Raw genomic sequence first — 12,672 nt, forward strand, 5'->3', positions numbered from 1 at the left:
ACGCGAGGTAAGGCGGGGATTGGTCCCCGCCTTTCCTATTCTGCGCAGATATTGCCGATAAGCAGCTGCGCGCTCCAGAATGACCCTCGAGAGATAAAGTTAGGCTGCGACCTTCTTGCGGGTCCGCTTCGCCGGCGCCGGCGTTTCAGGCTCTTTCGGTTTGCGGCCGAGCCCCATGGTCTTGGCCAATGCCGAGCGTGCAGCGGCGTAATTCGGCGCGACCATCGGATAATCCGTCGCCAGGCCCCATTTGGCGCGATATTCGTCCGGGGTCAGCCCATAGCGGGTTGAAAGATGGCGCTTTAGCGATTTGAATTTCTTGCCGTCCTCAAGGCAGATGATGTAGTCCGCCATCACCGACTTCTTGATCGGGACCGCAGGCTTGAGAGCCTCCGGCTCTGCTACGGAGACGCCTCCGGTTGTGCCTTTCAAAGCCGAGTGTACTTGGTCGATCAGGGCAGGGAGATCGGCCACCGGGACTGGATTATTCGAGACATAGGCTGACACGACATCGGCGGTAAGCTCGATGAGGCTGTCGAGATTGTGATCGGCTTCTTCTGTCATGAAACTCTCCGGGTGGCTTGAAGGACAGCGGGCGAAGTCCTGCTACATATTGATGGCGGCCGCTGAAAGCAATAAATGTCTCAGCAGCATAAGTATCGGAATAAGCTAATGCTGGTGCGTGTCGGCCCCAGCGTTCGTTCGGCTGCTATGCGCCGGAACCGATGCGCGGCCGCGCCAGCTTGAGCCTTTGTAATTCCGAAAACAACGTGACGAAATTCCGTGCTCCATGAAAATACGGCCAGGTGAATGGAACCTGGGCATCCGTCGTTCGCCAGTGACGTGGGGCCAACGTGTCCGGTCTATTCCTGGCGTCTTCCACGGATGACTGTTTGTCTTTCTTGCGACCTGATCGGCCTTGCGCCGGTACTTGGTCCTAGAATGAAGTCAAACACGGGTTGGGGCTGACCGAGCGCTATCGGCTGCAGGGCTGCCGGGATCCTTGCCGCGGCTTCGGCGTGTTCAGCGAGCGCTGCGGGTGACATGCCGAGCGCACGCTCGAAGCCATGATCGGCCGTGTTGATCAGTCGACGAAGGAACGCCGCGGCGCGTCCGGCATGACGCATCGCCGCCGCCTGCTTGCCCTCGCGGATCTTCACGCCGGCCGCCGATAATAGGATCAATCCCTTGAAGAGCGTCCGAAGCGGAGCGCCTCGGTCTGCAACTTGCCACAGACCTTCCCAAGCCTCGTGGGCTTCCCAGTAATAGCCATGGTTGAAGAGATCGAGGCCCCAGAGAAATGTGTCTGAATCAAGCGAGATCTCAGCCGACAGCATGGCGTCGCTTTTGTAGCTGTGTCCCGCGGGATCGCGCACCGGATGCGGTTGCCTGCCCGGCAGATACGCATAGGATGGAAAGCTCTTTTCTGGCAGCCAACGCCGGCGCAACATCGAACCAATAGCCATCAAAGCCGTATAGCACACCCGTGACATCCTGAACGGATGATCACTCTGGAGCGCCCGTCGGCAGAAAAATGGGGTTTTGGGCAAACTTGCGGTGCGACAATGAAGCTGCGAGCGCGAAATTGTGGGGGCGTTAATCCGGTGGACCAGCAGGATGAATTTGAAATATTTTTCAAGGGCCTGTTGTGCCTGCCACAAGAATTGGGACGGTAGACGAGCGCGACTGCAGAAGCGCGCGCTGATGTAATCGTGGTCAGCGATCGGTACGCGAATCTATCGAGTTCCAGTTCTAGATCGAATGGCCTCGTTGGGCGGCGAGGCATCAGCAAAGCGTCTCGCACGCCATGCCGTCGCCGTCCCGGTCCAGCTTCCGGCCCCACGAGCAGTTGTGCAGATACCACTGGGCTTCGTCGCACGAACTGATCTGTGAGCAGTAGCGTCGCGGCTCGCACGAATAGACCCCGCTCTGCGCGACAAGCTTGCGGCTGACTATGCCGAGTGGCTGGCTCGACGGCGCTGCGCCGTCGGCGTGCGACGCTCGCCAGTCCCAAGGCGCCTGAAACATTCCGACCCACAGACCGACCTTCGTCGCTTCAGCCGTGGCCTGCTGCCCTGCATAGGCGCCGTGGCTGTAGCGCGGCCAATCCAGCGCCTGGCCGTGCTCGACCATCCATGCCGCCACGCTGGTGCCGTCGGCGCGCCGGCAGTCGCCGACGAAGCGGCGATAGCGATCCCAAGTCACGAACGTGCACTGCACGGGCCTCGAGGCGGCCAGGAAGCCGTCCAGTGCTTCGGCCGATCGCCTGCCGCAGGGATATTCGAAACCCTTGGCGTCGTCGCAGTATTGCCGGCTCTCAGGCGCGTCGATGCCGTTGAAGCGGATCCGCTGGCCGTGGACTTCGATCGTGTCGCCGTCGATGACAGAGGCGACGCCGGTTATCGGCGCCGGCTTCGGGCCGATCAAGTTCGACAGGTTGAGCTCAGGCATGCTGTCGCTGTGCTGCATAGCTGTTTGCGCGATCAGCGCGCCGCCCGCGGCGACGGTAACGAAGATCAGCCGTCGCGGCACGCTCGCCCAACGCAGCGCACGCGACCGTCGCGCTCCGGTGCGCTTGCGCCATTGGCCAGACCGATTGTCGTGACGAGACTTGTCCAAGCCCTTTCCCCCGCTTGGGAGGATGCTCTTAAATAGGCTCGAAGTCCACTATGGCTGGAGCAGAGCGCCACCGTATTGCGCCCACAGATGTTCGCAGTCCCATGTCCGTAAGCTTGGCGTTCCTGGGTCCCCATAGAAGACCATTGCACTGCGGACGTCGTAGCCAAGCACCGACGCATTGGCGACGAACTGGATGGCGCGCCCTAAGCTGATGGCGCCGATCTGGGCTTCACTTTTGCTGGTGAGGTCGATCACCCCGCGGATTTCCGCGTCCGCGCCTCTGCCAGCCAAAACAGCCGTCGAGATCGCATCGTCCAGGGCAAGGAGCATCGCGTGGGTCCCTGTTAGCAGCGCTTGCTAACTTCGAAGCCCGAAATTTGTTCCGCGTGCCCTAAAACAATCCGAGACCAACTGTCCAGTTCAAGCGGCGCATTGTCCGGTTGTTCATGCCAAATGACTTGCCGGAGATCGCGTCGGTCGACCGGCTGGCCGCATTTCCTGCAATGGTAGAAGTGATCCTGGTCGCGAGCCGGATCGCCCCCATGTCGGCGCCCGACGATGGGCGGCCCAAGGTCGGAAAGCTTCGTCACCCGCGCAACTTCCTGGCCTCACGCTCCAAGGTTTTGCGATCGTTGCCGTGCGCGCCGATCAACTCCCGCACCTGGTCGGGCGTGATGCGGTGCTGCTTGGCGAAGTAGCGTACCTCATGATCCTCATCTGCTGACACGCGGTCGCGGTCCCGGAAGTCGCGTTTCGTTTTGTCGTCGGTCATGGCTGTTCCTCCTGGCCAGAAAGACAGCGGCTGCGCCGGAACGTTCCCCTCAAGCCTTTTAAGCAACCGCTAACGGAACGCTTGCGGCTGTGCGATATTGAATCAAATTCGAGTTTTGCGTTGAGGTTCCGATGCGCAAGCCCCCGGCGGGGTCCGGTTGTCCTTCGTCCGTCCGATGGAGCCGGAGCTCGTCGAGCAGCCGCCCAAAGGCGACGGATGGAGCCACGAAGTCAAATTCGACGGCTACCGTACGCAGTTGATCAAGGACGTCGACGGCATCCGCCTGTACACCAAAACGGGAATCGACTGGACGGCGAAATATCGGCCGCTCGCGGAGGAAGCCGCGGCGCTCGACGCCGAAAGCTTCATCATCGAAGCCGAAACGATCGTGACGAACGAAGCCGGTCTGTCGGACTTTCACGCCCTGCGCTCGGCCATCACCAGATGCCCGCAGGAACTCTACCTGGTCGCGTTCGATCTCCTGCACCTCAACGGGCATGATCTGCGCGACATGGCGCTGAAAGATCGCCGCGAGGTGCTGGAGGCGCTCATTCCCTCCGGCGGCCATATCCAATTCAGCGAAGCGCTGCCAGGCACGGGCGACGCGGTTTACCATCTGGCCTGCGAAGCCGGTCTGGAGGGTATCGTCTCGAAGCGGCTGGACAGCGTCTATCGGAGCGGCTCGACAATAAACTGGCGCAAGGTCAAGTGCTATGTCGAGAAGGAGATGGACATCATCGGGGTAAAACGCGAGGCGGGGAAGCCGGCGATGGTGCTCATGGCCGACAAGGGCCGTTACATGGGCGGCGCCTTCGTGACCTTCAAAGCCGACAAGCGACAGGCCCTATGGAACCGCGTGCAGGGCAAGATCGGCGCGCCTCCTCCGAAGGGGCTCGCAAAGGAAAAGGCCGAATGGCTCAGGCCCGGCCTAGTCGGCCGGGTCAAGTTCCTGAAGGGGGAGGAAAAGCTGCGCCATGCATCGCTGAAGGACTTCCACGAGGAATATTAAGTGTTGCTTATGCGCTACAGCACATCGCCTCGGCCAGCTATAAGGTTTTGGCGGATCCACGGCGGACCATCCGGCGAAACTCTGAAATGGGGGATACCTGAAGAAGCCTATGAGAAGCCTGTTCTGGCCAAGCGCGAGAAGCTGAGCGACATCACTGCGCGGCCGCCTTCGTCGCTGGCTGGGTAGGCGAAACGCGGGAGCGGCCCGGTAGTTTTGTCTGTTTGGGGATCAAAGGCCGCCGGGCCTAACCGGCGGGATAGCTAAGGGGACTTGTGCTAAGGGCACCGGCTGTCGATGAATATACGCTCCCGCTAAAATATCAGGACGCATACATAAGGCGAAGTCTCCCACCTCTTTAGAGCGACTTTCCAGCGCGGATCATCGCCCGTGCAATTGCCAACTCGGCTTCCACCTTGGCGTCTTCTGCGTCATGTTATCGGCCGCGATCAGACGCCGCAGCGCCCGCATGACTTCGCCGCGCTGCCAACCGGCCTCCAGCATGCAATCGACAATGGCCTGAAAGCCCGGCTCCATTGCTTCCTGGCAGTCGATCTCCCGATCGGCGTAATCGAGCTTCTGTCTTGGCGCGGTGATCATGCGTTGCCTTCCACTGTCGTTTCTTCGTCCAGTGCGCGCGGCACGGGCAGGAAAGCGTTCGCCACAAGCCAATCGCTGACGATGGTCCTGACAAGATCGCTCTTCGACAGCCCCATTTCGTCGGCTACACCGGCCAGCGACTCCTCGACATTCGGCTCAAGCACCAGGCCCGTCACGTTCCTGAGCATAAGGGCCCTTCGCAGCATGACTTGAAGATCGGCGCGGGAAATCTCCCCGATCCGATCGGCCGCAGTTTCCAGATCGGTGGCTACGGTATGACGCGTCATTTCAGCTCTCCGGCTACAGGAACTTCTCTCCTTCGGCCCTATGCTCAAAGCAGAACCAGCGCGGCGCCTGCTTCGGCTTGGCGAAGCCCCAGCCGGCATCCTTGATGCAGCCGGAGTGCTCGCAGATATGATGTTGCACGCCGGGCGGCGTGGCGTATTCGGGGATTGGAAGTCTGATTTCGTCGCTCATAGCAGCTGGATCGGTTCGATGAGTCCGGCATGGTCATTGGGCTGCTTGTTGATGGCGGCGGCGTTGACCTCCCGACCGACGCGATAGAACTGAAGTTGCCCATCAATATCGTGCTTGAGAACGTCCCTTAGCTCGCCGACCGGCGTCTTCGGATCAAGCCAGGCATCATAATAGGCGGGGTCGAGCATGAGGGGCTGGCGATCGTGGATCTGGTTGACGGGCGCGGCGGACGGCTCTGTGATGATCGTGCAACTCGTGATGTCGAGGCTAGAGTTGTAGGCCCACAGGCCTGCGAATGAGAAAGGCGCGTGTCCGGGCTGGAAAATGTGCCACGGGTCTTTGCCACCATCGGCCGGGCTCTTGGTCCATTCATAGTAGCCGTCGGCCGGGATGAGGCAGCGCTTAGATTTGAAGGCGTCACGGAATGCCGGCGTCGTGTCGACCGTCTCGATCTTGGCGTTGAACGTTGTCGCCTTGGGCATCTCCTTCGCCCAGAAGGGGACCAGCCACCAGCGCCCGGCGCGAATCTTGTGGTTGCCGTCGTCAGCGATGGTGACGAAAGGCACCTCGTCGGTCGGCGCGATGTTATAGCGCGGCGCGTCATTGCGCCCGACATCGGCCTGTGCAGTCAGTCGGTAGAGCCGATGGATCTCGGACCATGGCAGATATCTGGTGTAGCGTCCGCACATGCTTCCACCTCAGTTCCGCAGGGCTTCCGGCACGCTCAGCGGCCCGAGCTCAAGAAATCGCTCATAGGCACCCTGCCGGCGCCAGACGCCGAGCGCGCGACCGCCTTCGCGCTCCCTCGCCGGATCGAACACTATGCCGCCGAAGTGGGCGCGAAAAGCCTCCGCCGCGGCTGGATCGCGAAAGCAATGCAGTCGCCATTCCTCATAGCGACCGTCCGGCCAGGTCGCTTGTACTTTGCGCGTCCAATGATCGAGGCAATGGTCGTCGCAGAATCGGCGGATCAGCGTGTCGTTGCGTGCCGTGCAGAGGTCGTCAGGCAAAGCGATTTGATGCGGCCATTCACGATCCACGATAGTCGGCGTCGGGCGGCCTCTGCTCCGCCTGACCATCAGTGCTGCTTTCGACGACCGTGCACCCTCCACGCCTCCTGTAAATGAATGTCGGTCTGGTCGCGCATCGCATCGGAAAGTGAAATCGCCAAATCCAAATCGTCTGGGTAGATCGCCATAATCCAAGCCGCCGTCATTTCCGTAATGGCCTGCTTCTGACTGACGTCGGATAAACCGCGCAGTGGCTTGACCATCTTTGCAACGGCGCGGCGGATGTCGGGCATCTCGCGCTTCACTGTGGCGTATATCTCGGGCTGCTCAACTTCAGTTGCACGCATCGGTTTCATGGGAATGTCTCCGTTTTGCCAGTAGTGAACAAAATAGGAACATCGGAGTCAAGACCCCTTGACCTGACAGGAATATGTTCCTCATTTCAGCATATGCCGGAACAACCCGAAAAATGGCCGCGAGGTGCTGCCTGGACCCTGACGCATGCCCACGACGCGGGGCAAGTAGCGGGCATCCGCTGCGCCCGCTGCAACGTCACGCGCTACTATAAGCCGCTCGAATTGCGGGAGGTGATCGGCAACGTCACTATCGACGATGTGCGGAACAAGGTCCGCTGTCAGCAGTGCAAGAGCCGGGAGTGGATGAGCGCGCAGCTATTCCACCCCACCGGAGAGCAGGCGCACACGATCCGCTTCCGGCGCTTGGTGGAGATCCGATGGGAGCGGCGTGTGATCTGGCGCGACGAAAGATAAATGCGAGCGCTTAAGATACCGGTCACGCACAGGCCGGGTAGCTGAAAATACTCGCCGGCGCGCGAGTCAATAGCGTCCCCCGTCTTGTCGACCAGGCAAAGTCGGCATCTCACTATCGGCCGTCCGCCAGATCCAGGAATCAAACTCCGGTCGCGACGCGATCAGTTCGCTCAGCGTTTCCTGGTACGTACTGTCGGAGGAAGGGGGTACGACATAAAGGCCAACCGGCCGCGGCTGTGTCTGCAATATCGCCGTCGCGGTTGGCTTGTCCACCGGCAAATTGAAGCGCAGTCCTTTCACGCTTCGCTCCCTTGTCCTGGCAAGGGCGTCGACCAGCTTCTTTTCAAAGGCGGAGTCGTACGGCACCCAATTCTCCGCCACGACCATAACGGCCATTTCCTCGATCACCGCCAGCCCCGCCGGAGTCAAACCGAAGGTGGCAATCGCGATTAGATGCGATGCCTCATCCGCGCCCCAGAGTGCCATCTCGGTTTCAAAGCGCGTTTGAAGCCGACGATGAAGGCTTTCGTCCAACAAGAACACGAACCCCGGCATGTGCTTTACGATCAACTTGTGGCCGCTCCGAGCCGGGCTGAACTCCTTGACCTCACCGACCAGGATCATCAGCTTTCTGGGGCCGCTCTTTGGGGGCAGCGCGGGTGCAAGCGCCTGTCCGCGCCTTTGCTCGATCGCGATCTTGTCGGCGGACCGGAACGGCTCGGGCACGAACAGGATTTCGCTGAGAGCTCCGCCCTTGACCGTCATCTGGCCAGCGGCCTCGACGAGGTGCCAGCGAACATTCCACCAATGCCGTTTGCCAGCCCATCGCGACGTCCAGACTGTCAGTTCCGCTTCGTGCCAGAGATAATGGAGCAGGGCTCGCAGGGACAGTTTCTTGGTGTCCCCGACCACGCTGTCCGAACCTACGGCGCCAGCTGCCGGCACAGATCGCGTGCCGACCTTCGATAGGCGAAAGCCCAGCTTCAGCGCGGCCATGCCGCTCTCGGAATCGACCTGGATAGCGCTGCCCATTAGTACGCCGAGGCCGGACAGTTCGTCGGGCGGCTCGTAAGAGGAACAGGAAGGATCGTGGCTGCCACCCGACAGCGGCATCCGCTTGACCATGTATTGGTCGCCAACCTGCGCAATATACATCGCCGGGGAGGGCTCTTTGCACAAGCAAAGCGGTCGCAGCTTTCTGCGATATGCATCCGCAAGCGCAGCCTGTAGATCAGGCGCCGCCTCCTCGATCACCTGGTCAGCAAGTCTGAAACTTCGCATTGCCTCCGTTGCTCCGGACGCCGCCGCATCCCCACCCCCATTGAGTCATGGTTTTGCCATCGAAGCAACGGGGCTGGTTCGTCAAGGCATGATCGCCCGCCTCTCTCGCCGGGACGGGGCTGCCCGCTTCGCTGAACACCCGGCCTGCGGCTGGTCTTCACCTTGGGCGTGCGTTTGGGCGCTGCGACGCCGGCGGGCACTTCGAAAGGCGACGGTGCGGGCAGCAGAGGAAGAGGGCAGGCGGGGCTTTCGGTGGGCGGACGAAGGCCCGGGAGAGAGGCTCCCGGCGTCCGCCGCGGAGCAAACCCATGACACAGATGGAAATTCAGGCACCGACGCTGAACGCGCGTGCAGGTTACAAGGTGGATGTGAGCCGCGGCCAGCGCGTCGGCCGCGTTTCGTCCGAGTGGTTCAACCGACCGGCCGACGAGCGCTACCTGTCGCTCACCGACCTGCGAAACTCGGTGAGCGCACGGTCGCAGCGCAGCCGTACGCGCATTGTCGAAAGCGAACGCATCCGCGTCGAAGCCAGCCGCGACGACGCGGAACGCCTCATGCTCATGCTGCCCGATGCCGAGGCACCGGTTGTCCCCACGCATTGGAGTTTTGGCCAGCTTGCCAGCCTGGTCGGGGCACCGGCTGCTTACCTGCGGCAGCTCCCGGCCCCGCTCGCGGCCATCAATCTCCAATACGGGCTGACCTCGCAGCGGGCGGAGCAGGTAAAAACGCTTGAAATCCAGAACGGCCGCGTCGAGCTGCGGGCGGTGACCGGTCCCGACTACGGCCGGATTTTCGACCACGAGCTGGTCGAGGCCGTGCAGAAGATCGCCGGCAATGGCACCGGCGACACGCGCTGGAAAGTGCCGGGCTTAGGTCATTTTGCAACTGTATTCTTGAGCGCTGACACCTCCTGCGCAGGGAGGGCCTGATCATGGCGGCTCAAGATCGGGCAGATGTATACCCGCGTCACGGCGGAGATCATCGGGGCAATCGAGCAAGGTGCAGGCGAGTGGCACGCGCCGTGGTTCCACGACGGCACGAACGCTGCACGGCCAACCAATATATCGTCAGGCAAGCGCTACCGGGGCATAAATACGGTGGCGCTTTGGGTCGCAGCCATGGCCGGCGGTTACGGCGATGGTCTATGGGGGACCTACCGACAATGGCAGGACGCCGGCGCGCAGGTACGCAAGGGTGAGCATTCGACCACCGTCGTGCTGTGGAAGCAGATCGCTTCCTCCGAGCCGGCTGATGACGATGACGACGATGATGAAGGTGGCCGCCGCCGGATGTTCGCCCGGGCATTTTCGGTGTTCAATGTCGCTCAGGTGGACGGATACGAGCGCCCGCCGACGGACACGCTGCCGGAGAACGAGCGTCTCGCGCACGCAGAGGCGTTCATCGCCAACCTCGATATCAAGACCGTGTTCGGCGGATCGGAAGCTTACTATCTTCCGTCTTCGGACACGGTGTTCATGCCGGACTTCGCCTCCTTCCGCGATGCCGCGTCGTTCTATGGCGTCTTGCTGCATGAATGCGGGCACGCCTCGGGGTCGAAGAAGCGGCTTGACCGCGATCTTTCGGGCCGGTTTGGCTCCGCTGCCTATGCCGCGGAGGAATGCTGCGTCGAGATTCTCAGCGGGTTTGTCCTTGCCGATCTCGGGATCGCCCACCATCCGCGCCCCGATCATGCGGCCTATGTTGCCTCGTGGATCAAGGTGTTGAAGGACGATTCCCGCGCCATCTTCACGGCCGCGAGCAAGGCGCAACAAGCCGCCGATTGGATGCACGCGCAGCAATCCGCTCGGCATGAACAGGCCGCTTGATCAACGGTTGCGGGTGTTCGGCTCCGTCCCGTGCAGATGCACGGGAGACCGCAGCGCCCGCAATTCCGCATCGAGCTTCGCGGCTCTTTTTTCGGCGCGCGCAGTTGCCTGTTCGGCGTCCTGCGCGCGCCGAAGCAACATCGCATTCTCGGTTGCCAGACCGCGAACCTGCTCCCTCAACTCGGTAGCGACGGCGCGCCAATCGGTTTCCGGCGCTTCTTTCGATGCCACTGCAGCGTCGATGCGATGCGAAGCCGCCTGCAGCAACTCCGCAACGACGTCGCGATGATTGACGTAGATTGCATTGCGCCCGACGCCCGCTTCACGTGCAAGGGCGGCGACCGACAGCTTCGCGCTCCTCCCGCGCCACCAATCGCGCCAACGCCGCGCTCAGGCGATGGGCAGTGGCATCACGGCGCTTCTGCTGAGGCGTGATGCCCATTTTATCAGTGGGCACTATCGTTCTCCCCATCCAGCCCTCGGAGGATTCGATCGCATTCGACGATGCGCTCTTGAGCGAGTTTCCGGCTTTCACCATCGAGGGCAGGATGCCCAAGCAACTGAGCATTGCTCACCTTCCGATCTTCCCAGACCGCTCTATGACGCTCGCTCACCGCAAAGTTGGCGCAGCGGGCGCATACGCTCTGTGTGCGCAGGACCGCATTCGGTCCATGGTCATCACCCTGGCAGGCGGAATGCTCACGACGATAGAGGCAGTAACCCCAGTCGCAGACGCCAAGCACCATTCCGCTGTCTTTCAGGACGAAGTCTATATATTCGCCGAGATCGCCATCGTGTGTGCGGCCCCGGAACGGCGACCGTGACGCGATCATGTGCCCGGCATGGCCCGACAGATTTGACGCCGTCAGAAGGTCCTCGAGCGCTGCCCGTGTTTCCCTCAGGATTTCGTCGTTGATCAATTCGGCGAGCTCGAAGTCTGTGCCCACATAGGCGCTATCGGTCATCACCCGGCTCACGTGTCCGAGATGCTCCTGGAGGGCATGAAGGCCTGTCCTGTCGCGCTTGCCGATGAAGCGCGCGAACGTTTTCCGTCCCTGATGCGCGTTCAGGTGCCAAGGTCTTCCTTGATGAAGAGGAAGGTCGAGCATTGTTCGGAAGCTGCTGTTCAGCCGGCCGCCGAAGGCTCCACTGTGTGGGATGCCGATAGGCTGTCGCAGCAGCGTTGGATCCCGCGTCAGCATCCATAACTTGCCTGTCCCAAGCTTCTTGCGGATGGGTGCCGACAACCGCTCCAGTACGTCGACGATGCGGACCACGGGTTCGGATGCGATCCAACGATGAGGCTGGCCACCGTCGCCCGTCGCCATCTTGTAAATCCGTCCATCCAGATAGGTGACCTCCTGGCCATCCGGGCCGACATGTCGCTCGATGCATCCGGCCTCGAGCCCGAGGATTTCCGAGACGCGCGCGCCGACGAGCCAGGCGATCACCACGAAGCAGGCATCGTAGATGCGATCGATCACCGGATGGATGTCTTTCAACCTCACGACCGGCGCGTGCCAGGGACTGTCCTCATTCGGCAAGGTCGAGAAGGAGAAGTCGTCGAGCATCCGGCGAGCCCGCGCCTCTCCCGCGGGCGTCGGCCTGCCATCAAGCCGGTAGGCATAGACAACCGCTGCCAGATCGCGGAGCGCGATCACATCGTCAGCTGGTGTACCGATGAGCCGCAGGGCGCCACCGATCAGTGCCGTTGCAACCGCGTCGGGTGTACAGGGAAAGCCTCGCCCCCGCCGATCAAGGCGGGGAAGTCTGGGGCCGTATTCATCCAGGAATCTTCGAAGATCATCGGGAACGCCGTCTACCAGCTTCTCTCGCTGAGCATGGAGGCGTGCCAGCGTCGACAGATACCCAGCCCGGGTGCCAAGCGACAGCGCTTCGCCCTTTCGTCCTGGTCGTTCCCTCAGCGTAGTCATGAAACGGGCCGCAGCATCGGCATCAAGCTGATTGAAGCTGTCATGTCCTTCGCCGGCCATCCAGCAGACCAGAACGCGCATCTGATTGAAGATCGAGATAAGGGAGCCAGGTCCGAGCCTTCGCTTGCCCGCCGGCGGGTCTGTTCTGAGCGACCACAGGAAGCATTTGACGGCCTCGCGCAGCGCCGCCCATGTCGGCTCGGTGAACCGGCTGCCATCGGGGAGCTCGAACGTCCAGTCGATCGTCCGGCTACTGTCAGTTACACCGGGTCGGGTAAGATCGAACCGCCATGTGTCATCATCCCAGGTCGAGGTCGAGGAGATCGAGCGTGGCAGGACGGAGGTATTTCGCAGGGCCGTTGCAGCTTGGGCCATGG

General features: G+C 61.6%; 17 protein-coding genes and 1 pseudogene. 4 read left to right on the plus strand and 14 right to left on the minus strand.

What is annotated here, in order from left to right; translation table 11 throughout:
- Positions 1 to 99: 99 nt before the first annotated feature.
- The 5 genes from ACVDG8_RS37840 to ACVDG8_RS37860 form a co-directional block, all read right to left on the minus strand.
- The gene (locus ACVDG8_RS37840; protein WP_447250497.1) at positions 100 to 564 is read right to left on the minus strand and encodes a MucR family transcriptional regulator; all 465 of its coding nucleotides are present in this window, start codon (positions 562 to 564) and stop codon (positions 100 to 102) included.
- Positions 565 to 863: 299 nt separating this feature from the next.
- The gene (locus ACVDG8_RS37845; RefSeq protein ID WP_455707938.1) at positions 864 to 1,661 is read right to left on the minus strand and encodes a DUF309 domain-containing protein; all 798 of its coding nucleotides are present in this window, start codon (positions 1,659 to 1,661) and stop codon (positions 864 to 866) included.
- Positions 1,662 to 1,785: 124 nt separating this feature from the next.
- A complete protein-coding gene (locus ACVDG8_RS37850; protein ID WP_447250499.1) occupies positions 1,786 to 2,532 on the minus strand; it encodes a thermonuclease family protein in 747 nt (248 codons plus the stop codon).
- 135 nt (positions 2,533 to 2,667) lie between these two features.
- Entirely contained in the window at positions 2,668 to 2,949 is a 282-nt protein-coding gene (locus ACVDG8_RS37855; RefSeq protein ID WP_447250500.1) for a hypothetical protein, read from the minus strand.
- A 256-nt stretch (positions 2,950 to 3,205) separates the two neighbouring features.
- A complete protein-coding gene (locus tag ACVDG8_RS37860; protein ID WP_447250501.1) occupies positions 3,206 to 3,391 on the minus strand; it encodes a DUF3606 domain-containing protein in 186 nt (61 codons plus the stop codon).
- A 175-nt stretch (positions 3,392 to 3,566) separates the two neighbouring features.
- Here ACVDG8_RS37860 and ACVDG8_RS37865 point away from each other — a divergent pair, with 175 nt between their 5' ends.
- Positions 3,567 to 4,400, plus strand: a complete 834-nt coding sequence (locus ACVDG8_RS37865) for an ATP-dependent DNA ligase (protein ID WP_455707960.1) — start codon at positions 3,567 to 3,569, stop codon at positions 4,398 to 4,400.
- 378 nt (positions 4,401 to 4,778) lie between these two features.
- Here the strand turns inward: ACVDG8_RS37865 and ACVDG8_RS37870 are convergent, their stop codons facing one another.
- From ACVDG8_RS37870 to ACVDG8_RS37895, 6 genes are read right to left on the minus strand one after another with little or no spacing between them, the layout of a single operon-like run.
- Positions 4,779 to 4,997: a hypothetical protein gene (locus tag ACVDG8_RS37870; protein WP_455707939.1), complete on the minus strand. Its 219-nt coding sequence runs from the start codon at positions 4,995 to 4,997 to the stop codon at positions 4,779 to 4,781.
- Positions 4,994 to 5,284: a hypothetical protein gene (locus ACVDG8_RS37875; RefSeq protein WP_447250505.1), complete on the minus strand. Its 291-nt coding sequence runs from the start codon at positions 5,282 to 5,284 to the stop codon at positions 4,994 to 4,996. Before ACVDG8_RS37875 ends, ACVDG8_RS37870 begins: the two co-directional genes overlap by 4 nt.
- Before the next feature lie 13 nt (positions 5,285 to 5,297).
- Complete coding sequence (locus ACVDG8_RS37880) at positions 5,298 to 5,474, minus strand: hypothetical protein (protein WP_447250506.1); 177 nt, start codon at positions 5,472 to 5,474, stop codon at positions 5,298 to 5,300.
- Positions 5,471 to 6,163 carry an SOS response-associated peptidase gene (locus tag ACVDG8_RS37885; protein ID WP_447250507.1) on the minus strand — a complete coding sequence of 231 codons (693 nt, stop codon included), beginning with the start codon at positions 6,161 to 6,163 and terminating at the stop codon, positions 5,471 to 5,473. The genes ACVDG8_RS37880 and ACVDG8_RS37885 overlap by 4 nt, the downstream gene beginning before the upstream one ends.
- Positions 6,164 to 6,172: 9 nt before the next feature.
- Positions 6,173 to 6,514 carry a hypothetical protein gene (locus ACVDG8_RS37890; protein ID WP_455707940.1) on the minus strand — a complete coding sequence of 114 codons (342 nt, stop codon included), beginning with the start codon at positions 6,512 to 6,514 and terminating at the stop codon, positions 6,173 to 6,175.
- 38 nt (positions 6,515 to 6,552) lie between these two features.
- The gene (locus ACVDG8_RS37895) at positions 6,553 to 6,840 is read right to left on the minus strand and encodes a hypothetical protein (RefSeq protein WP_447250509.1); all 288 of its coding nucleotides are present in this window, start codon (positions 6,838 to 6,840) and stop codon (positions 6,553 to 6,555) included.
- 93 nt (positions 6,841 to 6,933) lie between these two features.
- Between ACVDG8_RS37895 and ACVDG8_RS37900 the strand changes: the two genes are divergently transcribed.
- Entirely contained in the window at positions 6,934 to 7,254 is a 321-nt protein-coding gene (locus tag ACVDG8_RS37900; protein WP_455707941.1) for a hypothetical protein, read from the plus strand.
- A 66-nt stretch (positions 7,255 to 7,320) separates the two neighbouring features.
- Here ACVDG8_RS37900 and ACVDG8_RS37905 read toward each other — a convergent pair whose 3' ends face one another.
- On the minus strand, positions 7,321 to 8,535 hold the full coding sequence (locus ACVDG8_RS37905; RefSeq protein WP_455707942.1) for a DUF1173 domain-containing protein: 1,215 nt from the start codon (positions 8,533 to 8,535) through the stop codon (positions 7,321 to 7,323).
- 308 nt (positions 8,536 to 8,843) lie between these two features.
- On the opposite strand from ACVDG8_RS37905, the pseudogene ACVDG8_RS37910 reads away from it, so the two are divergent.
- Both ACVDG8_RS37910 and ACVDG8_RS37915 read left to right on the plus strand, forming a co-directional pair.
- Positions 8,844 to 9,422, plus strand: a pseudogene (locus ACVDG8_RS37910) (hypothetical protein); the annotation flags it as partial.
- Positions 9,423 to 9,488: 66 nt separating this feature from the next.
- Entirely contained in the window at positions 9,489 to 10,361 is an 873-nt protein-coding gene (locus ACVDG8_RS37915; RefSeq protein WP_455707943.1) for an ArdC family protein, read from the plus strand.
- Here ACVDG8_RS37915 and ACVDG8_RS37920 read toward each other — a convergent pair whose 3' ends face one another.
- Positions 10,362 to 10,628, minus strand: coding sequence for a hypothetical protein (locus ACVDG8_RS37920; protein ID WP_447250512.1), 267 nt, complete (start codon positions 10,626 to 10,628; stop codon positions 10,362 to 10,364).
- Positions 10,629 to 10,807: 179 nt separating this feature from the next.
- The gene (locus ACVDG8_RS37925) at positions 10,808 to 12,670 is read right to left on the minus strand and encodes an integrase (protein WP_455707944.1); all 1,863 of its coding nucleotides are present in this window, start codon (positions 12,668 to 12,670) and stop codon (positions 10,808 to 10,810) included.
- Positions 12,671 to 12,672: the final 2 nt, after the last annotated feature.

The sequence above is a fragment of the Mesorhizobium sp. ORM8.1 genome (assembly GCF_053005525.2).

Excerpts from the sequence above, each read along its gene's own strand:
- ACVDG8_RS37860 (WP_447250501.1), bottom strand. The coding sequence starts at position 3,391 with ATGACCGACGACAAAACGAAACGCGACTTCCGGGACCGCGACCGCGTG.
- ACVDG8_RS37905 (WP_455707942.1), bottom strand. The coding sequence starts at position 8,535 with ATGCGAAGTTTCAGACTTGCTGACCAGGTGATCGAGGAGGCGGCGCCT.
- ACVDG8_RS37885 (WP_447250507.1), bottom strand. The coding sequence starts at position 6,163 with ATGTGCGGACGCTACACCAGATATCTGCCATGGTCCGAGATCCATCGG.
- ACVDG8_RS37875 (WP_447250505.1), bottom strand. The coding sequence starts at position 5,284 with ATGACGCGTCATACCGTAGCCACCGATCTGGAAACTGCGGCCGATCGG.
- ACVDG8_RS37865 (WP_455707960.1), top strand. The coding sequence starts at position 3,567 with ATGGAGCCGGAGCTCGTCGAGCAGCCGCCCAAAGGCGACGGATGGAGC.
- ACVDG8_RS37840 (WP_447250497.1), bottom strand. The coding sequence starts at position 564 with ATGACAGAAGAAGCCGATCACAATCTCGACAGCCTCATCGAGCTTACC.
- ACVDG8_RS37870 (WP_455707939.1), bottom strand. The coding sequence starts at position 4,997 with ATGATCACCGCGCCAAGACAGAAGCTCGATTACGCCGATCGGGAGATC.
- ACVDG8_RS37915 (WP_455707943.1), top strand. The coding sequence starts at position 9,489 with ATGTATACCCGCGTCACGGCGGAGATCATCGGGGCAATCGAGCAAGGT.
- ACVDG8_RS37895 (WP_447250509.1), bottom strand. The coding sequence starts at position 6,840 with ATGAAACCGATGCGTGCAACTGAAGTTGAGCAGCCCGAGATATACGCC.
- ACVDG8_RS37880 (WP_447250506.1), bottom strand. The coding sequence starts at position 5,474 with ATGAGCGACGAAATCAGACTTCCAATCCCCGAATACGCCACGCCGCCC.
- ACVDG8_RS37900 (WP_455707941.1), top strand. The coding sequence starts at position 6,934 with ATGCCGGAACAACCCGAAAAATGGCCGCGAGGTGCTGCCTGGACCCTG.
- ACVDG8_RS37855 (WP_447250500.1), bottom strand. The coding sequence starts at position 2,949 with ATGCTCCTTGCCCTGGACGATGCGATCTCGACGGCTGTTTTGGCTGGC.
- ACVDG8_RS37925 (WP_455707944.1), bottom strand. The coding sequence starts at position 12,670 with ATGGCCCAAGCTGCAACGGCCCTGCGAAATACCTCCGTCCTGCCACGC.